We start from the raw sequence: 22,812 nt of genomic DNA, 5'->3' as shown, positions 1-22,812 counted from the left end.
GTCATGATCGCATTCTTAGCGGCTATCTTCACTGCAGGTTATAACGACAAACCGGGAACAAATAAATAATAAAAAAAGGCTGCCGATTGTGGCAGCTTTTTTTATTTTAAATGCGCAAAATTTTGCTGGCGTAATGCTTCGTAAATGAGAATAGCAGCAGTATTGGACAAATTTAAGGAACGAATATTTTCAGTCATCGGAATTCTCAAGGCCGTTTCTTTATTATTTTCAATTACGTCCTTTGGAAGACCTGTTGTTTCACGTCCAAAAATAAAATAATAATCTTTTTCCGAATGACTATAATCAAAGCTGCTGTATTGTTTTTCACCAAATTTCGTAATATAGAAAAATTCCCCGCCGGCATTCTTCTCATAAAACTCTTTTAATGAATCATAGTAAGCAATATTTACATGTTCCCAATAATCCAATCCAGCTCTTTTCAACATCTTGTCATCCGTGGAAAAACCTAACGGACGGATTAAATGTAAAGCCGTATCGGTTCCTGCACACGTGCGGGCAATATTCCCTGTATTAGATGGTATTTGTGGTTGATATAGCACTACATGTATTGACACGAATTTCACCTCGAATAAAAACGTCTACAGGCAATTATACCACTTTCATTAATCCATACAAATACAAAACTCAGTTATCAATGATGGTATAAAACCGATATTTAATATTTGGAGTATATGCGGAGGAATCTTCATATGCCCAGTAGCGCATCCGGCTATTGTAGGTATTAGCATTCACTAAGGGCATGCCATACGCATCCCTTCCAGTAACAATTGTGTTATGATTAAACCTGCCGTCGCCCTCAAAGTCATAGCAAATAACGTCTCCTAATATCAGCTGGTCTGGGCTGCTGACTTCTCTTGCTCTGAGGCCGCTTTTAGAATTGCCTAAATAGTTTTTAAGAGAATGCGCCACTGCCCAGCTATAGCTCCAATTCGTTCGTTGGTACCACCAGCCATTCCCGCGGTTCGGATGTCCTCTCATCGGTGCCTCACCCGCCCTGAGACATTGAGATATATAATTGGTACAGTTATTTTCAAATTTTTGAAAGGCAGGATTATAGGTATTCCACCAGCGCTCTGCGTATTGAACCGCTTTTAAGCGGTTATATTCATAGCTAATCCGCTCTTCTCGGTCTTCTATTTCCGGTACAATCACTTCCTGAGCGGGTTCTTGATGTTGCATCGGCGTTATTATTTCCTCATCCATAACTAAAGCGCCTTTATAAAACTTAGCAATTCTTTCTTCAATTTCTTCTTCAAGATATAGCTGACCCTTCTGTTTAATTAAATATTGATAATGGGCGTTGTATTTAATCATTTTAAATTCATCTTCTACCGATTCCTCAACGATGTTTCCTAAAGCTTTCACTTTAACAATTTCTGCCGACCTTTTCGCTGCTGCTGCCTGTTTCTTTTCTGCCTTCGGAAAAAACTGCTTACTGCCCCTATTTTCCGATACAAATAAATCTACCCTTTTTTCAAAAAGATCTTGAAGTAATTCACGCATGGTCTTGACCCTCCTCTCTTTTTATACATATGAGGGTAAGCGGGATTTAATATAAAAAAAGAGCAAAACGGTTTGCTCTTTTCTTATTGGAAAAAACTTAATGCTTTATTAATTTCTTCAAGAACCTCAGTATCAGCTTCATTTTCTTTGGCTGTTAAAAGGGCAGTTAATGCCTTGGCGCTGCCAATTTTCCCTAATGCCCATGCAGCCGTTCCCCTTGCAACGGGACTTACTTCTTTTACTAAAACCTCAGTTAATTCAGGAATAGCCGTTTCATCTTTAAAATGGCCAAGTGCAATCATCGCATTCCGCTGAATGGGTTTCTTTCCTCTCCATGAACCCGAGACATAGCCGAACTTATTTTTAAATTCGCGGTTGCTTAGCGATAAAATCGGCTTTAACAGGGGCTTGGCTACTTCAGGGTCGGGCTCCATTTCCGAGTGAAAATAAAAGTTTTTCCCTTTGTTATGCGGACATGCAGTCTGACAGGAATCACAGCCGTAAACACGATTCCCAATCTTTTCCCGAAACTCATCAGGAATAAATCCTTTTGTCTGTGTTAAAAATGATATACAGCGCTGAGCGTTAATCTGCCCGCCTTGGACTAAAGCACCTGTAGGACAGGCATCTAAACACTTTGTGCAAGACCCGCATTGGTCCTCTATTCGTGTGTCCGGTTCAAACGGAATACTTGTTATCATTTCTCCTATATATACGTAGGAGCCAAATTCCGGTGTAATAATGGCACAGTTTTTTCCGCTCCAGCCAATTCCGGCTCTTTCAGCAACTGCCCGGTCTGATAGCTCCCCAGTATCAACCATTGATCTTAACCGGGCATCAGGGATATTAGAGATAATAAATTCTTCCAGCCTTTTCAACCGGTCCCGAAGAATATGATGATAATCTAGCCCCCAAGAGGCTCTGCTGAATATCCCTCTCCGCTCACCCTTCCTGCCTTCCTTCCGTTCCTTCATTTTTGATGGATAAGCGAGGGCAATCGAAATAATTGAGCGAGGCTCTTCAAGCAGCAATGAGGGTGTAACTCGTTTCTCGATATCCGGCTCCTCAAATCCTGATTGATAGCCAAGAGCCTGCTGTCTAATTAAACGATTTTTTAATTCATCGAATGGATCTGCTGTAGTGAACCCGATTTTATCAATGCCAATCTCTTTACTGAAGGCAATAAGTTCAGTTTTTAATCTATTTACATCCATTTCAATTCCCTCCTTTCCAAAATACTTCGTCTATTTTAAAGTTGATAAGATTATTAGCTGCACATCTAATTATGATAAACTATTTTTAATGAAATTTGGAGGTGGAATCGTTGGAAATTCAACTTTCAACGGAAATAATCGAGCAAATTCCCGGCTTTAAACTTGGGGTAATTGAATACAGAAATATCACAGTAGGAGATTCACCACAAATGCTTAAGGGCAGACTGCAGCTTTTTCAAGAGTCGATTTATTTTGATTTAGAAAACACTAATGTAACAGACCTTCCGGGCTTACAAGAATGGCGCAACGTATTTAAACAGACTGGTAAAGATCCAAATCGCTACCGTCCCTCTGCAGAAAGCTTATATAGACGGGTACAATCGCAAAATTATCTTTCTTCGGTGCAAAGTGCTATTGATATCAATAATTTTTTTTCACTTCAGTATCAAGTGCCGATTGGAATTTATGACCTTGATCTTATCCAAGGGTCAGTTGAAATACGAATTGGTAAAGCCGGCGAGGAGTACATAGGATTAAACGGGAGGAAAAATTCTTTAGATCGTTTACTTTTGGCCGCTGATCAAGAGGGACCTTTTGGCAGCCCGTTTGTCGATTCAGAACGAACACCCGTAAAATATACTACGAAAAATGCTTTACAAATCATTTATTTACGGCCATCAACCGATATCGAAAATGCTGAAAAGCTGACACTTTCATTAATGGACATGTTTTTACAAATTCATGGCGGGGAAGGTACATTTCATATTCTTGAATGCTAGAAGGCATCCTTTTTTAATGTAATGAAAAAACGCAATGCATCGTTCTCCTATGTAACGATACACTGCGTTAGTTAATATGTATGGAGCGGGTGATGGGAATCGAACCCACTACATCAGCTTGGAAGGCTGAGGTTTTACCAGTAAACTACACCCGCATGTTTTGATTAAATATGACAAATTGATGAACTGACTGTTATTATAATACACACAATTCTTCGATACGTCAAGTAGCTTCATCGAAATTTGTCGATTTTTTTCACTTTACTAAACAACGCTTCTTTATGTTTTTTCTTCTGCGAATTGTCCATCATACGAATAAAAAACAAAAAAGGTTTTCCACATGGTATGTGAAAAACCTTTTTATCATCGAATTGATACCGGTGGTCGGGGTCGAACCGACACTCCTCACGGAACACGATTTTGAGTCGTGCGCGTCTGCCAATTCCGCCACACCGGCGTATTAAGATGTTTGAAGCAATGCCGAGAACCGGAATCGAACCGGTACGGTAGTCACCTACCGCAGGATTTTAAGTCCTGTGCGTCTGCCAGTTCCGCCACCCCGGCAAAAATCAATTACTTATTCTAATCCATGAAAGATAAAATTTGGAGGCGGCAACCGGATTCGAACCGGTGGTAAAGGTTTTGCAGACCTCTGCCTTACCACTTGGCTATGCCGCCGTATATTTTGGAGCGGAAGACGGGATTCGAACCCGCGACCCCCACCTTGGCAAGGTGGTGTTCTACCACTGAACTACTTCCGCAGAATGGCTGGGCTAGCTGGATTTGAACCAACGCATGTCGCAGTCAAAGTGCGATGCCTTACCGCTTGGCTATAGCCCAATGATAATAATAAAATATTTTTATGGGGCGACTGATGGGAATCGAACCCACGAATGTCGGAACCACAATCCGATGCGTTAACCACTTCGCCACAATCGCCACAATATGATTGGCAGGGGTAGTAGGAATTGAACCCACACCAAAGGTTTTGGAGACCTTCGTTCTACCTTTAAACTATACCCCTATAAATAAATGGTGGAGGGGGACGGATTCGAACCGCCGAACCCGGAGGGAGCGGATTTACAGTCCGCCGCGTTTAGCCACTTCGCTACCCCTCCACTATAATATGTTATTGTCAGCTTAAGGTGCCGACGAGAGGAATTGAACCCCCAACCTACTGATTACGATTCAGTTGCTCTACCAATTGAGCTACATCGGCAATCAATTAAATGAATAAATGGTGGCTCAGGACGGAATCGAACCGCCGACACAAGGATTTTCAGTCCTTTGCTCTACCGACTGAGCTACTGAGCCACTCTAAATGGCGGTCTGGACGGGACTCGAACCCGCGACCTCCTGCGTGACAGGCAGGCATTCTAACCAACTGAACTACCAGACCAAATTGCGGGGACAGGATTTGAACCTGCGACCTTCGGGTTATGAGCCCGACGAGCTACCGGACTGCTCCACCCCGCGATAATAATAATAATTAGAGCATTATGGTGGAGGATGACGGGATCGAACCGCCGACCCTCTGCTTGTAAGGCAGATGCTCTCCCAGCTGAGCTAATCCTCCAAATGGTGACCCCTACGGGATTCGAACCCGTGTTACCGCCGTGAAAGGGCGGTGTCTTAACCGCTTGACCAAGGGGCCATATTGTTACAATGTTTTTATGGCGGAGAGCAAGGGATTTGAACCCTTGAGACAGGGTTACCCGCCTACACGATTTCCAATCGTGCTCCTTCGGCCACTCGGACAGCTCTCCAACAAAAATGGCTCCGCAGGTAGGACTCGAACCTACGACCGATCGGTTAACAGCCGATAGCTCTACCACTGAGCTACTGCGGAATAATATGATTACAGCCTGGCAACGTCCTACTCTCACAGGGGCGCATGCCCCAACTACCATCGGCGCTGAGAAGCTTAACTTCCGTGTTCGGTATGGGAACGGGTGTGACCTTCTCGCCATTGTTACCAGACTATTTTATCGACACTATTCTATTATAATGTCTTTTTCATATTTTTCAAGAGGAAATTTAATTTTTTTCATTCCCTCAAAACTAGATAATGCAGAAGAAGTTTTTGTAAAAACGAGTTCAACCAATTTGAAATGGTTAAGTCCTCGATCGATTAGTATCAGTCAGCTCCACATGTCGCCATGCTTCCACCTCTGACCTATCAACCTGATCATCTTTCAGGGATCTTACTAGCTTGACGCTATGGGAAATCTCATCTTGAGGGGGGCTTCATGCTTAGATGCTTTCAGCACTTATCCCGTCCGCACATAGCTACCCAGCGATGCCTTTGGCAAGACAACTGGTACACCAGCGGTGCGTCCATCCCGGTCCTCTCGTACTAAGGACAGCTCCTCTCAAATTTCCTGCGCCCACGACGGATAGGGACCGAACTGTCTCACGACGTTCTGAACCCAGCTCGCGTACCGCTTTAATGGGCGAACAGCCCAACCCTTGGGACCGACTACAGCCCCAGGATGCGATGAGCCGACATCGAGGTGCCAAACCTCCCCGTCGATGTGGACTCTTGGGGGAGATAAGCCTGTTATCCCCGGGGTAGCTTTTATCCGTTGAGCGATGGCCCTTCCATGCGGAACCACCGGATCACTAAGCCCGACTTTCGTCCCTGCTCGACTTGTAGGTCTCGCAGTCAAGCTCCCTTGTGCCTTTACACTCTACGAATGATTTCCAACCATTCTGAGGGAACCTTTGGGCGCCTCCGTTACTCTTTAGGAGGCGACCGCCCCAGTCAAACTGCCCACCTGACACTGTCTCCCACCCCGATCAGGGGTGCGGGTTAGAATTTCAATACAGCCAGGGTAGTATCCCACCGACGCCTCCACCGAAGCTAGCGCTCCGGCTTCTCAGGCTCCTACCTATCCTGTACAAGCTGTACCAAAATTCAATATCAGGCTACAGTAAAGCTCCACGGGGTCTTTCCGTCCTGTCGCGGGTAACCTGCATCTTCACAGGTACTATAATTTCACCGAGTCTCTCGTTGAGACAGTGCCCAGATCGTTACGCCTTTCGTGCGGGTCGGAACTTACCCGACAAGGAATTTCGCTACCTTAGGACCGTTATAGTTACGGCCGCCGTTTACTGGGGCTTCGATTCAGAGCTTCGCTTGCGCTAACCCCTCCTCTTAACCTTCCAGCACCGGGCAGGCGTCAGCCCCTATACTTCGCCTTGCGGCTTCGCAGAGACCTGTGTTTTTGCTAAACAGTCGCCTGGGCCTATTCACTGCGGCTCTTCAGGGCTATGAACCCTAAAGAGCACCCCTTCTCCCGAAGTTACGGGGTCATTTTGCCGAGTTCCTTAACGAGAGTTCTCTCGCTCACCTTAGGATTCTCTCCTCGCCTACCTGTGTCGGTTTGCGGTACGGGCACCTTGAATCTCGCTAGAGGCTTTTCTTGGCAGTGTGGAATCAGGAACTTCGGTACTAAATTTCCCTCGCTGTCACAGCTCAGCCTTTACGGTGAACGGATTTTCCTATTCACCAGCCTAACTGCTTAGACGCGCATATCCAACAGCGCGCTTACCCTATCCTCCTGCGTCCCCCCATCACTCAAACGATTCATAGGTGGTACAGGAATATCAACCTGTTGTCCATCGCCTACGCCTTTCGGCCTCGGCTTAGGTCCCGACTAACCCTGAGCGGACGAGCCTTCCTCAGGAAACCTTAGGCATACGGTGGATGAGATTCTCACTCATCTTTCGCTACTCATACCGGCATTCTCACTTCTAAGCGCTCCACCAGTCCTTACGGTCTAGCTTCAACGCCCTTAGAACGCTCTCCTACCACTGACACCTAATGGTGTCAATCCACAGCTTCGGTGATACGTTTAGCCCCGGTACATTTTCGGCGCAGAGTCACTCGACCAGTGAGCTATTACGCACTCTTTAAATGGTGGCTGCTTCTAAGCCAACATCCTGGTTGTCTAAGCAACTCCACATCCTTTTCCACTTAACGTATACTTTGGGACCTTAGCTGGTGGTCTGGGCTGTTTCCCTTTCGACTACGGATCTTATCACTCGCAGTCTGACTCCCACGGATAAGTCTTTGGCATTCGGAGTTTGTCTGAATTCGGTAACCCGATGAGGGCCCCTAGTCCAAACAGTGCTCTACCTCCAAGACTCTAACAACGTGAGGCTAGCCCTAAAGCTATTTCGGAGAGAACCAGCTATCTCCAAGTTCGATTGGAATTTCTCCGCTACCCACACCTCATCCCCGCACTTTTCAACGTGCGTGGGTTCGGGCCTCCATCCAGTGTTACCTGGACTTCACCCTGGACATGGGTAGATCACCTGGTTTCGGGTCTACGACCACATACTCAAACGCCCTATTCAGACTCGCTTTCGCTGCGGCTCCGTCTCTTCAACTTAACCTTGCATGGGATCGTAACTCGCCGGTTCATTCTACAAAAGGCACGCCATCACCCATAAACGGGCTCTGACTACTTGTAGGCACACGGTTTCAGGAACTATTTCACTCCCCTTCCGGGGTGCTTTTCACCTTTCCCTCACGGTACTGGTTCACTATCGGTCACTAGGGAGTATTTAGCCTTGGGAGATGGTCCTCCCTGCTTCCGACCGGATTTCACGTGTCCGGCCGTACTCAGGATCCACTCAGGAGGGAACGAAGTTTCAACTACAGGGCTTTTACCTTCTCTGGCTGACCTTTCCAGGTCGCTTCATTTACCCCGTTCCTTTGTAACTCCATGTTGAGTGTCCTACAACCCCAAGAGGCAAGCCTCTTGGTTTGGGCTATGTCCCGTTTCGCTCGCCGCTACTTAGGGAATCGCGTTTGCTTTCTCTTCCTCCGGGTACTTAGATGTTTCAGTTCCCCGGGTATGCCTTCTATACCCTATGTATTCAGGTAAAGATACTGTTCCATTACGAACAGCGGGTTTCCCCATTCGGAAATCTCCGGATCAAAGCTTACTTACAGCTCCCCGAAGCATATCGGTGTTAGTCCCGTCCTTCATCGGCTCCTAGTGCCAAGGCATTCACCGTGCGCCCTTTCTAACTTAACCTAAAAAGGTTTATAACTCTTATTCAATAAGAGAGAAAAACTAAAATGGCGATTACTCGATGTTTACTTTGCTTCTTCTTACGATTATCTAGTTTTCAAGGAACAAAAAAGTCTTGAGAGAATTGCTCCCTCAAAACTAAACAAACAAGAAACGTCAACCTTATTATCAGTCCGAAAGGACTGCATTATCCTTAGAAAGGAGGTGATCCAGCCGCACCTTCCGATACGGCTACCTTGTTACGACTTCACCCCAATCATCTGTCCCACCTTAGGCGGCTGGCTCCATGAAGGTTACCCCACCGACTTCGGGTGTTACAAACTCTCGTGGTGTGACGGGCGGTGTGTACAAGGCCCGGGAACGTATTCACCGCGGCATGCTGATCCGCGATTACTAGCGATTCCGGCTTCATGCAGGCGAGTTGCAGCCTGCAATCCGAACTGAGAATGGTTTTATGGGATTGGCTAAACCTTGCGGTCTCGCAGCCCTTTGTACCATCCATTGTAGCACGTGTGTAGCCCAGGTCATAAGGGGCATGATGATTTGACGTCATCCCCACCTTCCTCCGGTTTGTCACCGGCAGTCACCTTAGAGTGCCCAACTGAATGCTGGCAACTAAGATCAAGGGTTGCGCTCGTTGCGGGACTTAACCCAACATCTCACGACACGAGCTGACGACAACCATGCACCACCTGTCACTCTGTCCCCCGAAGGGGAACGTCCTATCTCTAGGAGTGTCAGAGGATGTCAAGACCTGGTAAGGTTCTTCGCGTTGCTTCGAATTAAACCACATGCTCCACCGCTTGTGCGGGCCCCCGTCAATTCCTTTGAGTTTCAGCCTTGCGGCCGTACTCCCCAGGCGGAGTGCTTAATGCGTTAGCTGCAGCACTAAAGGGCGGAAACCCTCTAACACTTAGCACTCATCGTTTACGGCGTGGACTACCAGGGTATCTAATCCTGTTTGCTCCCCACGCTTTCGCGCCTCAGCGTCAGTTACAGACCAGAAAGCCGCCTTCGCCACTGGTGTTCCTCCACATCTCTACGCATTTCACCGCTACACGTGGAATTCCGCTTTCCTCTTCTGCACTCAAGTCCCCCAGTTTCCAATGACCCTCCACGGTTGAGCCGTGGGCTTTCACATCAGACTTAAAGGACCGCCTGCGCGCGCTTTACGCCCAATAATTCCGGACAACGCTTGCCACCTACGTATTACCGCGGCTGCTGGCACGTAGTTAGCCGTGGCTTTCTGGTTAGGTACCGTCAAGGTACCGGCAGTTACTCCGATACTTGTTCTTCCCTAACAACAGAGCTTTACGACCCGAAGGCCTTCATCGCTCACGCGGCGTTGCTCCATCAGACTTTCGTCCATTGTGGAAGATTCCCTACTGCTGCCTCCCGTAGGAGTCTGGGCCGTGTCTCAGTCCCAGTGTGGCCGATCACCCTCTCAGGTCGGCTACGCATCGTCGCCTTGGTGAGCCGTTACCTCACCAACTAGCTAATGCGCCGCGGGCCCATCTGTAAGTGTCAGCCGAAACCGACTTTCAGCTTTTCCTCATGGGAGGAAAAGAATTATCCGGTATTAGCTCCGGTTTCCCGAAGTTATCCCAGTCTTACAGGCAGGTTGCCCACGTGTTACTCACCCGTCCGCCGCTAACCAACGGGAGCAAGCTCCCATTGATTCGCTCGACTTGCATGTATTAGGCACGCCGCCAGCGTTCGTCCTGAGCCAGGATCAAACTCTCCAAAAAAGTTGAGTTGATTAGCTCATAATTTAAAACGTTGGCTTTACTTCTATATAAGAAGCAAATATTATTGTTTGTTGACGTTTTTGTTTGTTTAGTTTTCAAAGAACAATTTCGATTATCTGTCGTAAGCGACTTTATCAATATACCACAAAGCTTTTTACGATGTCAATATCTTTTTTTAAACCGTCACCCGCGAAAGTTTTATGTGAATGTTTCGCAGCGACGGTTATTAATATACCAAGTATTCTTTAAAAGGTCAATACATTTTATTGTTTTTTTACAATAATTTTTTATTTACCTGATAACAACGATGAAAAACACCGTGACCCTTAGTTTCTATATTGACTACATCTACTAAATGTTTTTCAATCAAATATTCGAGCAGTACTGCTAAATCAACTGAGTATGGAATTAATTCAGACTCATTCATGATTTCATTAAAAACCCAATGTTCCTTCCGGCTTAAAACCTCTAATAAATGAGAAGTGCAAATTTTTGTTCTGGAATAAATCATAAATTCACTTGCAAGGAACAAAAGTTCAAGTCTTTTCTCAAGTGTTTCTTCACTGTTTACAAGTTCTTCATATAATTTAAAGATTTCCGGTTCTATTTGTTTTACTTGGTGCCACACCGTAAGTTCCGGGTGAAGCCCGTTTTCTATTACCGCTAATCTGGCAAGATGGTGTAAGGAATGAACAACATGATTATAAGCATCTAAATATTGTTTGCTTTCAAATAACGCTTTGCCATCTACATATCGTCGAATTAACTTTGCAAATTCCAGGCCCATTTTAATTTTTCGACCGTTAAAAGGAAATTCCCTTAGTTCCGTTATTAAATTGGCGACATATTCGTTCCGATCAAAAAGAATTCTAGCCTCATGAATCCATTCAAAAATTTTTCGATTTGTGCCTAGCAGCAGCCATTCCTCCAGTTGCGCCTCTTCAATCACATGCATAGCTGCCTTCTTGTTGTTATACGTATAATGCTTAACAAATAACGGCTGGTCAGCCTGTTTAACAATGATTAATAATATGACATCAAATGAATCGGTAATATGACTTGATTTTTGTTTTTTTTCAACCAACAAGACTCCAAGGGTATTTGATTGACTCGCCCTTTCTTGGTAAATAGGCCGAAGGATGTCTTCCATTCATCATTCCTCCAATTTTTTTCAGGTAGCTTTATATGTTCGACAGCGAGACGTAATTTCCTTCTTTGGTCAGAGACAATTTTCGACATTCTTTGCGAAGGATTTTTTCTTAGAACATAAATATGGTATAGTTTCTCTAGGAGGGAGAAACATGGCAAAATATTCGAGTAAAATAAATAAAATCCGTACTTTTGCATTATCATTAATTTTCATCGGCTTTATTGTTATGTATGCCGGTATCTATTTTCGTACTTCACCAATTATTATGACCATCTTCATGCTTTTGGGTCTTATTTTTATTATCGCAAGTACAGCCGTTTATTTTTGGATTGGGATGTTATCGACAAAAACCATCCAAGTCAAGTGCCCGAACTGTGGAAAACCCACAAAAATGCTCGGCCGAGTGGATATGTGTATGCATTGTCGTGAACCGTTGACCCTTGATCCTACACTTGAAGGACAACAATTTGATGAATCGTACAATAGTAAAAAAGCAGGAAAATAAAATGAGGATGACCGAAACCCGATTGGCTTTTAGCCTTAAGGTTTATGTCACCCTCATTTTTTCTTTTTTTAATCGACCCATTGACCGAATTAAATTAATGGACTTCTTTACTTGCACACTCTGGACAGGAACCATAAATTTCCATGCGGTGATTTTCCACTTTAAAGCCAGTTACGTGGGAAGCAAGATGCTCTACTTCGTCTAAGCCTGGATAATGAAAGTCCACAATCTTTCCACAATTTTCACAAATAACATGGTAATGGTGTGAGGTTACAAAATCAAAACGCGCTGAAGCATCACCATAGGTTAATTCCTTTACAAGCCCAACTTCACGAAATACTCGTAAATTATTGTAAACTGTCGCCACACTCATATTAGGGAATTTCCCTTCAAGGGCTTTATAGATTTCATCTGCAGTAGGATGTGACATCGAGTTTATTAAATATTCAAGTATCGCATGACGTTGCGGAGTAATTCGCACCCCAGTGTCCTTCAAGGTTTCCAACGCTTCTTTTAACTGATTCATCGTCATGCACCTTCTTTCTAAAAAATATTCTTAGATTATAATTGTTATAATTTATTTTACTAAGTTATTAATACTTTTGTCAATATTGTAATCTCATTAACAAGAAATGTTTATCCATGCAATGTTTTGTATTTTATTATATGCATTTTCGATTATTTCTTTCCCATAAAAACTTTTGGTTATTTTCCATAAAAAAAAGGGCCGCTATCGACCCAAAAGTTTATCTGAGGAGGTATGCCCTAATAGAATGATATTCATTTACAAGGTTATTGCATTGGACAAATGCCTTTTATCAAGAAAATAGGCAGTAAAATGGGTTTAGAGATTTTCACGGATGTATGTTAACGCATCCTCTACATGCCCCTTCACTTGAACCTTTCTCCATTCTTTCACGACCGTTCCTTCCTTATCAATAATAAAAGTGGATCTTTCAATTCCCATGTATTCTTTGCCAAAGTTCTTCTTTAACTTCCAAACACCATAACTTTCCGCCACTTGATGGTCTGTATCTGCCAATAGTAAAAAAGGCAAGCCGTACTTCTCAACGAATTTCAGATGACGTTCTACCGGGTCTGGACTCACCCCTAAGACTACTGCATCCACATCCGTAAATTGATGAATCTGGTCACGGAAATCACATGCCTCTGTTGTACATCCAGGTGTCATGTCTTTTGGATAAAAATATAGAACTACATGTTTTCCCTTAAGGTTTGATAATGTTATTGTCTCACCAGTATGGGCAGCTAATGTAAAATCAGGAGCCTTCTTCCCAGTTTCAACTGTCATTTTCCTCACTCCACTTTGTAATTTCTTTCTAATTCTAGCCTAACCAAACTTCCCTGCCAAAACAACTATTCTGCACAAACGGGGTTAGCATTATTTTTCCCGATTGATCATGACTCTAGCAACAAAGGCAGCAGGTAATGTATAACCAATTAACGCTTCAGTCACGGCAATAAACCGGCCTATTCCAAGCGGAATGACATCCCCATTCCCCACAGAAAACAGCATCATCGCACTAAAATAAAAGCTCGTTTCAAAGAGGTTTTTCCCATGTCCATCATTTGCTTCTATGACCACGGGGGTACCAACTAAAGAAAACAAAAGATAAATAAGACCAAATCCGATAATGACCGTTAAATAACAAGTTCCTAAATAAAAAAAATTGTCCACTGAAACTAATTTACCCTTTATCGTGTTTGGAACAAATAATGTTCGGATACTCATAAAAATGCAAAAAATAACGATAGGCAGCAAGAAATAGAACAAGAAAGACCACCTCTAATTCCCGGTTTATTCTAATTCTATTTCTATGCAGGCTTGGTCCATTAATTACCTGCTCCGCGATATTTCTTCACACCTTGATTCCAGAGATAAATAGAAAACGTAAAAAAAATGACTCCAATGACTGGCGTTAAAAACGCATACCAAAACCACTCTTCTTTTTCTAGAAAAAAGGAAGCGGGATACACACCAACAAAGGCAAACGGCAGAATCCAGGTTAAGACAAAGCGGATTAATTTATTATAAATATTGACAGGATACCGTCCATAATTGCTGATATTGTACATCATTGGCATGAGGGAGGTCCGGGCATCCGCCCAAAAGCTGACACAGGCTAGCATGATGAAAATCCCGCCATAAACCATTGCTCCGCCCACAACGAAAATAATAAACAAGAAAGGATCATACCAATCAACCTGAAGGCCAAGCCTGTACCCGGCATAAAACATAATTGCAAGTCCCGTAATTGATCCTAATAAAGACTCTAATTCAAGTCTTTCAAGTATGATTTGAAAAAGACTATGAATCGGCCTAGTTAAAATCCGGTCCAATTCCCCCTTTACAATATACCGTTCATTAAAATCCCAAATATTAAAAAATGCAGAAAACACGGCATACGGTACAAGAAAAAAACCATAAATAAAAATAATTTCATCCCTGCTCCATCCATGAAGCAAATTGGTATGACCAAAAACAACAAGAATAAAGACAAGGTTAATGGCCTGGGACAGCAAATCAGAGAAAAACTCAACAAATAAATCAGCACGATATTGCAGTCTTGTCTTTAAATATTGCGACATATATTGAAAAAACATCGAAACGTAAAACATGCCTTACCCCCCTTGAATAATCAGCTGTTTTTTTGCTAAACGCCAAAGCAGATAAATTGGCAAAAGGAGAATGACTACCCAAATAAATTGCTGACCAATCGCCGCTATTGCCTGAGGAAATGAAAAGCCTTTGGTAAAAATCATGCTGGGGGTGTAGCTGATCCCTTGAAAAGGCAGAAATTTCATGATATCTTGTGCCCATCCTGGAAAGAAACTAATCGGAAGAAGAAGACCGGAAAATAAATCAATCACGACTCGTTTCGCCCGGATGAGTCCAGCGTTGTTAAATAAGAAGAAAGTTGTAATTCCCGTTAACAAATTAAGCTGAGTATTGATAAAAAAACTTAACAGAGTCGAAATGGCAAACAATCCCCAAACGCTTGGTTCCCATGTGAATTGAATGGGAAAGATGAAATAAACAATGATGAGCCCAGGCGCTGAAAAAAAGAATAACCTAAAGATCCCTTCACCTAACGCCTGCATCGTTTTCATTCCAAGATAATTGTAAGGTCTTATTAATTCGATGGCTACTTTTCCTTCCATGATCTCCTGTGCCATTTCACGGTCAAGGTTGTTAAAGTAAAATGCTCGAGCCATCCACGCGACTGCCACATAGGAGGTCATTTGAACCACGGAAAGCCCTTCGATTTGCTCTTTCCCCCCGTAAATGGCAGTCCATAAAAAATAATAAGCGCCAATATTAATACTATAAATGAGAATCCCTGTATAATAGTTAGTCCGGTACGCAAGCATCATAAGGAATCGAATTCTAATCATTTCAATATATTTATCCAACTTCAACAGCACCCTTTTCATAAATATTACGAATGATTTCTTCTGTTGAAGTTTCATTGATTTTGACATCCTTCACCTTGAATGCTGCGACAACTTTCCCAATCACTTGTGAAATCAGTTCATCATTGTCTTCCAAGGCCGCAGTAAAAACTTGGTTCTTATCATCCAGATCCCACTCAACAGGTAAACCATGGGTAAGTTTCTTGACCGCAGTGAGATTAATATTTTCAAGGAATTGAAATTGAAGTTCTTTACGATCTCCCCACTTTTCCTTTAATTCCTTTAATGCCCCGTCATAGATCACTTTTCCTTCATCCAGCATGACAACACGTTCACACAATGCCTCAATATCAGACAGATCGTGGGTGGTCAGCAGGATCGTAGTGTTATACTTCTCGTTGATCTCCTTTAAGAATTCACGGATTTTCAACTTTACCAGTACATCCAGTCCAATGGTTGGCTCATCTAAAAAAAGCAATGGGGGGTTATGAATAAAGGCCGCAGCAAGTTCACAGCGCATTCTCTGGCCAAGGGATAATTTGCGGACAGGTTTATCTAACAGTGGCTCAATGTCTAATGTATTGATGACATGATTCATATGGTCATCGTATTGTTCGTCGGAAACTTTATACACCTTTTTCAACAAACGGAATGACTCCTGAACAGCAATATCCCACCATAATTGTGACCGCTGGCCAAATACAACTCCTATTGTCTGCACGAATCTTTCCCGTTCCTTATGAGGATTCATTCCATTTACAATGATTTCCCCTGATGTAGGTGTTAAGATTCCCGTCAGCATTTTTATCGTCGTTGACTTTCCGGCACCATTTTCACCAATATAACCAACCATTTCCCCCTTTTTAACTGAAAAATTGATATCGTTTACTGCCGGAACTACTTTATAATTCCGTGTTAACAGGTCTCTAAATGCGCCCTTTAAGCCCGTCCGGCTGGAATAGGCTTTAAATTCCTTTCGAAGCTTTTTCACTTCTATTACATTTTCCATTTTTTGTTCCTCCTGAAGCATCACTCTAATCAATTAGTTTAGCTAAATCACTCCGGCAACTCAACTTTCCCGCATCAAATTAAATTATCTAAATGTTAAAACAGATAATAGTTAATAAAAATAGTGCTAAAATGAGAAAGAGATAAATTTAGGAGGTAAAAAAATGCAATTTACGAATTCTGAACGTATACATAACGAAGCATTAGAGCATATTGTCGGAGGCGTTAACAGTCCATCAAGATCTTACAAAGCCGTTGGCGGCGGTGCCCCGGTTGTAATGGAGCGAGGACAAGGGGCTTATTTTTGGGATGTCGACGGCAATCAGTACATTGATTATCTTGCCGCATACGGCCCTATTATCACTGGTCATGCTCACCCCCATATCACTGAGGCGATTAAGCGTGCCGCTGAAACTGGTGTCCTTTATGGAACCCCCACACCATACGAGGTAAAATTCGCTAAAATGATAAAAGAAGCGATACCGTCCCTGGATAAGGTCCGCTTTGTCAATTCCGGAACGGAAGCGGTCATGACCACAATCCGTGTTGCCCGCGCCTATACTGGCCGTGATAAAATCATCAAGTTTGCAGGCTGTTACCATGGTCACTCTGATCTTGTCCTTGTTGCTGCGGGTTCTGGCCCCTCAACACTTGGCACACCGGATTCAGCTGGTGTCCCAAAAAGTATCGCCCAAGAAGTAATTACGGTTCCGTTCAATGATATCGAACCATTTAAAGAGGCATTAGAAAAATGGGGTTCAGAAGTTGCTGCGGTCCTTGTGGAACCAATCGTTGGCAATTTTGGAATCGTTGAGCCGAAATCAGGTTTTCTCGAGCAGGTCAACGAGCTTACCCATGCAGCCGGCGCGTTGGTCATTTATGATGAAGTGATAACAGCATTCCGCTTTATGTATGGCGGTGCCCAAGATTTATTAGGGATTCAGCCGGACTTAACTGCGCTTGGGAAAATAATCGGCGGCGGTCTGCCAATTGGTGCTTACGGCGGCCGGAAAGAAATCATGGAAACAGTTGCCCCGCTAGGACCTGCCTATCAAGCGGGAACAATGGCCGGAAACCCTGCCTCTATGCTATCCGGTATCGCCTGTCTGGAAGTGTTAAAACAAGATGGAATTTATGATTATTTAGATCGATTAGGCGCGATGCTCGAGGAGGGAATCTTGGAAGCTGCCAAGGAATACGATATTCAGATTACCATCAACCGTTTGAAAGGTGCTTTTACCATTTATTTCACAAATGAAACGATTGAAAACTATGAGCAAGCTGAAAATACTGATGGGGAAATGTTTGCAAAGTTTTTTAAGCTAATGCTCAAGCAAGGAATTAATCTAGCTCCTTCGAAATACGAAGCATGGTTCCTAACGATTGCACATACTGAAGAAGATGTTGAAGCAACATTACACGCGGTAAGAAATGCATTTTCCTCACTAAAATCCGAATAATTATGCATTTTTTATGCAGACAAGGAAGTGGAAATCCACTTCCTTTTTATTTTTAATCACGCTGAAAACGCTTACAACATCACCTTTACCCATTAAATCCGGAAGTTTTCTTTTCCATTTCTCATCCAAAATAATGCATATTTATTTGATTTCTGAAAATTCTTATGATAATATTAGAATATTCTTTTTTCTTTTTCCGTCTTTACTGTAATGCCCCACTAAAGCGTTAAACTTTTCTGCAATAAAAACCTATTTTCTCATTCTAAAAGTTTCATAGGAGGTGAAGCGGCTTTAGCGGGTTAACCGATGAAGCCAATGATAATGACACAAAAATGGACCCCTTCCCGATTTAAAGATTTCCATAAACAGGAACACGATGCATGTGGAATAGTCGCTTGCCTAGAGAAGAACAAAATCCCGACAAGAAAGAATATTTTTGACTGTATAGAGGCTCTAGTTACCATGAATCATCGTGCCGGTTTTATAAACGGTGAAGGTGATGGTGTGGGAATTCATATGGATATTCCAACTGAGCTTTGGAAAGAAAAGCTGCAAAAGAATGGCCTTGACCCTCAGATTGCGGAGAAGAATGAATTCGCTGTCGGCCATGTTTTTATCAGCCAAAAAGTGAATTGGGATATAACAAAGCAAGAATTAGTAAAAAAACTTGAGAAAAATGATTTAGTATTAATTTTGGAAACAAATGATGTTACAGACTCCTCTGCCCTCGGACCCATCGCCATTCAAGAGAACCCTGTATTTTGGCAATTTGCCTGCCTACCTGCGAATAAAGGCAAAGATTTAACAAAGATTCTTTTCGATACCCTCGTTGATTTTGAAATCAATGAACACGTCCATGTGGCATCACTCAGCCAAAATCATGTTGTCTATAAAGTAATGGGGGCTGGAGATATTCTCCCGCGTTACTATCATGACTTAGCAAACCCTCTCGCCCGATCAACTATGACATTAGGTCATAACCGTTATTCTACTAATACATTATCAAGCTTTTTCAGAGTACAGCCTTTTAGTGTCCTAGGACATAATGGCGAAATTAATACGATTGCTAAGCTCCGCGATGAAGCAAAAATGATCAATGTTCCGCTTGTCAAAGACGGCAGTGATTCACAAGATTTAAGCCGCACGATGGAAACATTAATTTGCCGTGAAGGCTACTCATTGTTTGAAGCTATGGATCTATTATTTCCGCCAATCATTAATGAAATCAAGGCCTACCCTAAGCACCTGCAGGATTTATATACGTATCTACGTGAAGCATGGGGGCACTTTGCCCAGGGACCTGCAGGTATCATTTCGCGGTATGGGCAAGAAGCAGTATTTAGTGTGGATGCACTTGGTCTGCGTCCGCTTTGGATGCTGGAGACAGAGAGCTCTTATCTCTTTTCTTCTGAACCGGGAATCATTCCATCAAGTGAGTATGTGAATGACCCAAAGCCATTAGCACCAGGTGAGAAGGTTGGTTTTAAGTGGAACGGTGCGAAATTAGAAGTTTACGAGCAAAACCGTTATCAAGAAGAAGTGTATCAGCGCTTTGCTGAACGGTTAAATATTGACGGATCAAGGCTGCGGTTACTCCCCCCTGTTTTAGCTAAAACCGTCACAATGAATTATCCAGACAAACTCCATAACGGACAGTATAAGGCCTTTGGCTGGGAGCGAGATCATATTCAATTAATTGAACAGATGGCGGAAAAAGGAGTGGAACCGATTCGTTCTCTGGGGCATGACGCACCACTAGCGGCCCTTAACCCTGAACGTGTGAATATCGCTGATTATATAAAGGAAAGTGTTGCTGTTGTTACAAATCCAGCCATTGACCGCGATCGGGAAACAGAGCATTTCTCCACTCGTGTCATTATCGGCAAGCGTCCAACATTATTTTTGAAAGAAAAAACGGAAACGGTGTTGGAGTTAACCACTCCTCTTCTATTAGAAGGAAAAGCAGGTTACACATGTTCAGAGACCCTAGGTCAGCCGAGCTTTGATCAAGTTGCGCAGCATTTTCAACAGCAGAAATTAGCAGCCTATTTATCTGCCACATTTAAAAAGGATGAAAATGTAGATCAGGCTATCGCAAGAATTGCGGAGGAAGCCGTTCAGGCTGTCCAGGCAGGAAAAACATTACTCATCCTTGATGATGCAAAATCCCATCAGGAGGATTTCTATTGGATTGACCCACATCTTGTAACATCAGCAATCGATCAGGCGTTAGTCAAAGCAGAATTAAGAAGAGAATGCTCATTAGTATTACGTTCTGCCGCGATTCGCTCGCTGCATGATATTATTACCGTATTTGGTCTTGGGGCCGATTTGGTCAGCCCATATTATATGTTCTTAACGGTTCTCGATGAATCTAATAAGCCGTTATTAAACTTATATAGCGCCCTAACAAAGGGAATTGAAAAGGTAATCTCGACAATAGGAATCCATGAACTCCGCGGTTATGGAAGACTATTCTCAAGTATTGGGCTCCATGAGGAAATTGCGCAAATTTTAAACATCATTAACTTTTTTGGTTCAAAAGAAATTGAATCGAATTTTGAAGCGATGAAGCTTGATGCGTTAAAAAGAGCAGAAGATTATCAGAGTGAGAAGGAAAGAGTCGGAAAAACCTTTCACCTCTTCCCACGGATATGGAAAGCTATTGGTGAAGTGGCTGCAACTGGTGACTATAGTGCTTATCGTGATAAAATCTCTGAACAAGAAACAGAAAATCCAACAACCATTCGCCATTTAGTGCAGCTTAAGAAGACCAATAAACGGGTTTTACCTGCTGACGTCGATCTACGTGTCGGTGATCATGATTTACCGTTTTTGATATCTTCGATGTCCTTTGGTTCGCAGAATGAAACAGCCTTTAGGGCCTATGCTGAAGGGGCAGATCGTTTAAATATGGTCAGCTTAAATGGTGAAGGCGGCGAAATTAAGGATATGCTCGGTAAATATCCGAAGACGCGCGGTCAGCAGATTGCATCCGGCCGTTTCGGAGTGAACGCTGAACTATTAAACTCTTCTAATCTATTAGAAATTAAAATTGGTCAAGGGGCGAAGCCTGGTGAGGGCGGCCACTTACCTGGTTCTAAGGTTACCGCAAAGGTTGCGGAAGCTCGTAATGCAACGCTAGGTTCGGATTTGATCTCACCATCAAACAATCATGATATTTATTCAATCGAAGATTTGGCGCAAATGATTCTTGAATTAAAAACAGCAAACGATCAGGCTAAGATTGCAGTCAAGGTGCCGGTCGTACCGAATATCGGAACTATCGCTGTCGGAATTGCGAAAGCCGGTGCAGATATCATTACGTTAAGCGGCTTTGATGGAGGGACAGGTGCAGCCAGAATTCATGCCCTGCAGTACGTAGGCTTGCCAGTTGAAATTGGTGTAAAAGCAGCCCATAATGCCCTTTTAGAAAGCGGTCTTCGCCACAAAGTAGAAATTTGGGCTGACGGCGGCATGAAGAGTGCTATGGACGTGATTAAAATCATGCTGCTTGGAGCAAATCGTGTCGGATTCGGAACATTGGCAATGCTGTCCATCGGCTGTACGACTTGCCGCGGCTGCCATTTAGATACATGCCATGTTGGTATTGCTACGCAAATTGAATCAGAAGCCCAGGCAAAAGAGCATGGATTAAGACGGTTTGTCCCAAGACAGTTTGATATGGCCGTTCAAGGGATCATGAATCTATTTACAGCTTTTGGATTAGAATTAAAGACACTTGCTGCTTCACTCGGTATTAAAAATTTACAAGATGCTGTCGGCCATTCAGAATTATTGGAGCAAGTAAGAGGAGAACAGCAGCTTAACCTTTCCTACTTGTTAAAACCACTGGAAATCAGCCAATTTGCAAAAATAGAAGCTTCAAAATCTATGGAGGAGGTTCAAATGCAGGTGGCTGCAGGAGCGGAATATCTTGATGCCAGTGTCGAACAGCTCCTTTCTTCGCGAGAATTCGTAAGTGTAACATCTGAACAGCGTGTATTAGGAAGTCGAGTATCCTGTCATCGCGTTCGCGGCAGATTGGACGGCTCCTACAAGCAGCTGGCCCCAGTACAGCTTAAGTATTTGGACGGTTCCATTCCGGGTAACGGCTTAGGTGCCTACAATAGTGAAGGAATTGAGATCACTGTGGAGGGTGGCGGTCAGGACGGGGTTGGAAAAACTTCCTTTGGCGGGGCTATTCAAGTTCTGAAGTCCAAAGGTAAAAATGGGATTTTATTTAATGGTTCAGTTGGTAAAGGGTTTGGCTACGGGGCGCAAAAAGGTTTGCTAATCGCCCAAGGAAATGCCGATGCCCGTGCTGGAATTCGTCTCTCTGGCGCTGATTTAATTATCGGCGGAGCGATGAAAAAGCCACTTCCGGAAAAAGAAGCCGGAAACATCGGTGCGAATGCCAATATTAAAGGATTTGCATTCGAGTATATGACAAACGGCCGCGGGCTCGTGTTAGGTGACCCAGGTCCGTGGATTTGTGCAGGCATGACCGGTGGTGTCGTTTATGTCCGTCAGCAGCCAGAAATGGGATTGACAAAGGATGCTATTACACGACGTGTTGCTAAAGGTGCAAAAGTTTCCGTTGTCGAACTAAATGAAAAGGGAATCCAGGATATAAACGAACTGTTAAATCAATATACTGACTTGTTGGAGAAAAATGGTCAATCCAGTGAGGCAAATCAGCTTCGCGGACTTTTGACCAATCCGGAAAACCACTTTATCCAAATAATCCCTGTGAAAGAACAAGCCGATCCATCTGTTTCAACAGAATGATTGTGAACGTCCGCTGCTATAGCGGACGTTTTTTGGGTACATATAGTTGTAACAATTTGAATAATAATTTCATATACTTTCTCTTGATAAAATGTTTAAATCCATGTATAGTACATATTTGTTCTTCAATGATCAAAATAAAATAATTATTAT

The 22,812-nt window shown here is 43.2% G+C and carries 14 protein-coding genes, 17 tRNA genes and 3 rRNA genes; 4 read left to right on the top strand and 30 right to left on the bottom strand.

Translation table 11 applies throughout. The features are described from left to right. Window positions 1–101: 101 nt before the first annotated feature. The 3 genes from trmL to queG form a co-directional block, all read right to left on the bottom strand. Window positions 102–575 carry a tRNA (uridine(34)/cytosine(34)/5-carboxymethylaminomethyluridine(34)-2'-O)-methyltransferase TrmL gene (trmL, locus tag FAY30_RS06590; protein ID WP_149869121.1) on the bottom strand — a complete coding sequence of 158 codons (474 nt, stop codon included), beginning with the start codon at window positions 573–575 and terminating at the stop codon, window positions 102–104. Between the two features lie 70 nt (window positions 576–645). Beyond that, window positions 646–1,524, bottom strand: a complete 879-nt coding sequence (locus tag FAY30_RS06585) for an amidase domain-containing protein (RefSeq protein WP_149869120.1) — start codon at window positions 1,522–1,524, stop codon at window positions 646–648. Between the two features lie 83 nt (window positions 1,525–1,607). Further along, entirely contained in the window at window positions 1,608–2,738 is a 1,131-nt protein-coding gene (gene queG, locus FAY30_RS06580; RefSeq protein WP_149869119.1) for a tRNA epoxyqueuosine(34) reductase QueG, read from the bottom strand. Window positions 2,739–2,848: 110 nt separating this feature from the next. Here queG and FAY30_RS06575 point away from each other — a divergent pair, with 110 nt between their 5' ends. After that, window positions 2,849–3,517, top strand: a complete 669-nt coding sequence (locus FAY30_RS06575) for a B3/B4 domain-containing protein (protein ID WP_149869118.1) — start codon at window positions 2,849–2,851, stop codon at window positions 3,515–3,517. A gap of 81 nt (window positions 3,518–3,598) precedes the next feature. On the opposite strand, the gene FAY30_RS06570 is transcribed toward FAY30_RS06575, so the two are convergent. From FAY30_RS06570 to FAY30_RS06470, 21 genes are all read right to left on the bottom strand, one after another. Next, window positions 3,599–3,672, bottom strand: a tRNA-Gly gene (locus FAY30_RS06570). Window positions 3,673–3,892: 220 nt separating this feature from the next. Next, a tRNA-Leu gene (locus tag FAY30_RS06565) sits at window positions 3,893–3,974 on the bottom strand. A gap of 21 nt (window positions 3,975–3,995) precedes the next feature. Further along, a tRNA-Leu gene (locus FAY30_RS06560) sits at window positions 3,996–4,081 on the bottom strand. A 40-nt stretch (window positions 4,082–4,121) separates the two neighbouring features. Then, a tRNA-Cys gene (locus FAY30_RS06555) sits at window positions 4,122–4,195 on the bottom strand. Window positions 4,196–4,203: 8 nt separating this feature from the next. Next, window positions 4,204–4,278: transfer RNA gene (locus FAY30_RS06550), tRNA-Gly, on the bottom strand. A 4-nt stretch (window positions 4,279–4,282) separates the two neighbouring features. After that, window positions 4,283–4,357, bottom strand: a tRNA-Gln gene (locus FAY30_RS06545). 23 nt (window positions 4,358–4,380) lie between these two features. Further along, window positions 4,381–4,456 (bottom strand) — tRNA-His (locus tag FAY30_RS06540). Between the two features lie 11 nt (window positions 4,457–4,467). After that, window positions 4,468–4,541: transfer RNA gene (locus FAY30_RS06535), tRNA-Trp, on the bottom strand. A gap of 9 nt (window positions 4,542–4,550) precedes the next feature. Next, window positions 4,551–4,635 (bottom strand) — tRNA-Tyr (locus tag FAY30_RS06530). A gap of 28 nt (window positions 4,636–4,663) precedes the next feature. Then, window positions 4,664–4,736: transfer RNA gene (locus FAY30_RS06525), tRNA-Thr, on the bottom strand. Between the two features lie 19 nt (window positions 4,737–4,755). After that, window positions 4,756–4,831, bottom strand: a tRNA-Phe gene (locus tag FAY30_RS06520). 8 nt (window positions 4,832–4,839) lie between these two features. Further along, a tRNA-Asp gene (locus FAY30_RS06515) sits at window positions 4,840–4,916 on the bottom strand. Window positions 4,917–4,919: 3 nt separating this feature from the next. After that, a tRNA-Met gene (locus FAY30_RS06510) sits at window positions 4,920–4,993 on the bottom strand. Window positions 4,994–5,017: 24 nt separating this feature from the next. Then, window positions 5,018–5,093, bottom strand: a tRNA-Val gene (locus tag FAY30_RS06505). Window positions 5,094–5,096: 3 nt separating this feature from the next. Continuing rightward, window positions 5,097–5,171: transfer RNA gene (locus FAY30_RS06500), tRNA-Glu, on the bottom strand. 20 nt (window positions 5,172–5,191) lie between these two features. Beyond that, window positions 5,192–5,283: transfer RNA gene (locus tag FAY30_RS06495), tRNA-Ser, on the bottom strand. An 8-nt stretch (window positions 5,284–5,291) separates the two neighbouring features. Continuing rightward, window positions 5,292–5,366, bottom strand: a tRNA-Asn gene (locus FAY30_RS06490). Window positions 5,367–5,380: 14 nt separating this feature from the next. After that, a 5S ribosomal RNA gene (gene rrf, locus FAY30_RS06485) occupies window positions 5,381–5,497 on the bottom strand. A 131-nt stretch (window positions 5,498–5,628) separates the two neighbouring features. Beyond that, window positions 5,629–8,565, bottom strand: a 23S ribosomal RNA gene (locus FAY30_RS06480). Between the two features lie 194 nt (window positions 8,566–8,759). After that, window positions 8,760–10,310 (bottom strand): 16S ribosomal RNA (locus FAY30_RS06475). The 16S, 23S and 5S rRNA genes sit together here with 17 tRNA genes alongside, the layout of an rRNA operon. Window positions 10,311–10,584: 274 nt before the next feature. Beyond that, complete coding sequence (locus FAY30_RS06470; protein ID WP_149869117.1) at window positions 10,585–11,460, bottom strand: nucleotidyltransferase-like protein; 876 nt, start codon at window positions 11,458–11,460, stop codon at window positions 10,585–10,587. A 151-nt stretch (window positions 11,461–11,611) separates the two neighbouring features. Here FAY30_RS06470 and FAY30_RS06465 point away from each other — a divergent pair, with 151 nt between their 5' ends. Beyond that, entirely contained in the window at window positions 11,612–11,965 is a 354-nt protein-coding gene (locus FAY30_RS06465) for a YgzB family protein (protein WP_149869116.1), read from the top strand. Between the two features lie 94 nt (window positions 11,966–12,059). Here the strand turns inward: FAY30_RS06465 and perR are convergent, their stop codons facing one another. The 6 genes from perR to FAY30_RS06435 all read right to left on the bottom strand — a co-directional run bounded on the left by perR (window position 12,060) and on the right by FAY30_RS06435 (window position 16,409). Beyond that, a complete protein-coding gene (gene perR / locus FAY30_RS06460) occupies window positions 12,060–12,497 on the bottom strand; it encodes a peroxide-responsive transcriptional repressor PerR (RefSeq protein ID WP_149869115.1) in 438 nt (145 codons plus the stop codon). 312 nt (window positions 12,498–12,809) lie between these two features. Continuing rightward, entirely contained in the window at window positions 12,810–13,277 is a 468-nt protein-coding gene (bcp, locus tag FAY30_RS06455; RefSeq protein WP_149869114.1) for a thioredoxin-dependent thiol peroxidase, read from the bottom strand. Window positions 13,278–13,367: 90 nt separating this feature from the next. Next, entirely contained in the window at window positions 13,368–13,760 is a 393-nt protein-coding gene (locus FAY30_RS06450; protein ID WP_190284838.1) for a two pore domain potassium channel family protein, read from the bottom strand. A gap of 59 nt (window positions 13,761–13,819) precedes the next feature. Beyond that, window positions 13,820–14,605 (bottom strand): ABC transporter permease, encoded by a 786-nt coding sequence (locus tag FAY30_RS06445; protein WP_149869112.1) that lies wholly within the window; start codon window positions 14,603–14,605, stop codon window positions 13,820–13,822. Between the two features lie 3 nt (window positions 14,606–14,608). Next, the gene (locus FAY30_RS06440) at window positions 14,609–15,400 is read right to left on the bottom strand and encodes an ABC transporter permease (protein ID WP_149869111.1); all 792 of its coding nucleotides are present in this window, start codon (window positions 15,398–15,400) and stop codon (window positions 14,609–14,611) included. After that, window positions 15,393–16,409 (bottom strand): ABC transporter ATP-binding protein, encoded by a 1,017-nt coding sequence (locus FAY30_RS06435; RefSeq protein ID WP_149869110.1) that lies wholly within the window; start codon window positions 16,407–16,409, stop codon window positions 15,393–15,395. The genes FAY30_RS06440 and FAY30_RS06435 overlap by 8 nt, the downstream gene beginning before the upstream one ends. A 163-nt stretch (window positions 16,410–16,572) precedes the next feature. On the opposite strand from FAY30_RS06435, the gene FAY30_RS06430 reads away from it, so the two are divergent. Both FAY30_RS06430 and FAY30_RS06425 read left to right on the top strand, forming a co-directional pair. Next, window positions 16,573–17,868 (top strand): glutamate-1-semialdehyde 2,1-aminomutase, encoded by a 1,296-nt coding sequence (locus FAY30_RS06430; RefSeq protein ID WP_149869109.1) that lies wholly within the window; start codon window positions 16,573–16,575, stop codon window positions 17,866–17,868. Between the two features lie 321 nt (window positions 17,869–18,189). Then, window positions 18,190–22,659, top strand: a complete 4,470-nt coding sequence (locus tag FAY30_RS06425) for a glutamate synthase-related protein (RefSeq protein WP_149872624.1) — start codon at window positions 18,190–18,192, stop codon at window positions 22,657–22,659. The last annotated feature ends 153 nt before the right edge of the window (window positions 22,660–22,812 follow it).

It is taken from the genome of Bacillus sp. S3, assembly GCF_005154805.1.
Lineage (GTDB): Bacteria > Bacillota > Bacilli > Bacillales > Cytobacillaceae > Neobacillus.
This window is presented reverse-complemented; position numbering and strand designations above follow the sequence as displayed.

Coding starts and splice junctions, on each gene's coding strand:
- FAY30_RS06585 (WP_149869120.1), bottom strand. CDS start 1,524: ATGCGTGAATTACTTCAAGATCTTTTTGAAAAAAGGGTAGATTTATTT.
- queG (WP_149869119.1), bottom strand. CDS start 2,738: ATGGATGTAAATAGATTAAAAACTGAACTTATTGCCTTCAGTAAAGAG.
- FAY30_RS06470 (WP_149869117.1), bottom strand. CDS start 11,460: ATGGAAGACATCCTTCGGCCTATTTACCAAGAAAGGGCGAGTCAATCA.
- FAY30_RS06465 (WP_149869116.1), top strand. CDS start 11,612: ATGGCAAAATATTCGAGTAAAATAAATAAAATCCGTACTTTTGCATTA.
- perR (WP_149869115.1), bottom strand. CDS start 12,497: ATGACGATGAATCAGTTAAAAGAAGCGTTGGAAACCTTGAAGGACACT.
- bcp (WP_149869114.1), bottom strand. CDS start 13,277: ATGACAGTTGAAACTGGGAAGAAGGCTCCTGATTTTACATTAGCTGCC.
- FAY30_RS06445 (WP_149869112.1), bottom strand. CDS start 14,605: ATGTTTTACGTTTCGATGTTTTTTCAATATATGTCGCAATATTTAAAG.
- FAY30_RS06435 (WP_149869110.1), bottom strand. CDS start 16,409: ATGGAAAATGTAATAGAAGTGAAAAAGCTTCGAAAGGAATTTAAAGCC.
- FAY30_RS06430 (WP_149869109.1), top strand. CDS start 16,573: ATGCAATTTACGAATTCTGAACGTATACATAACGAAGCATTAGAGCAT.
- FAY30_RS06425 (WP_149872624.1), top strand. CDS start 18,190: ATGACACAAAAATGGACCCCTTCCCGATTTAAAGATTTCCATAAACAG.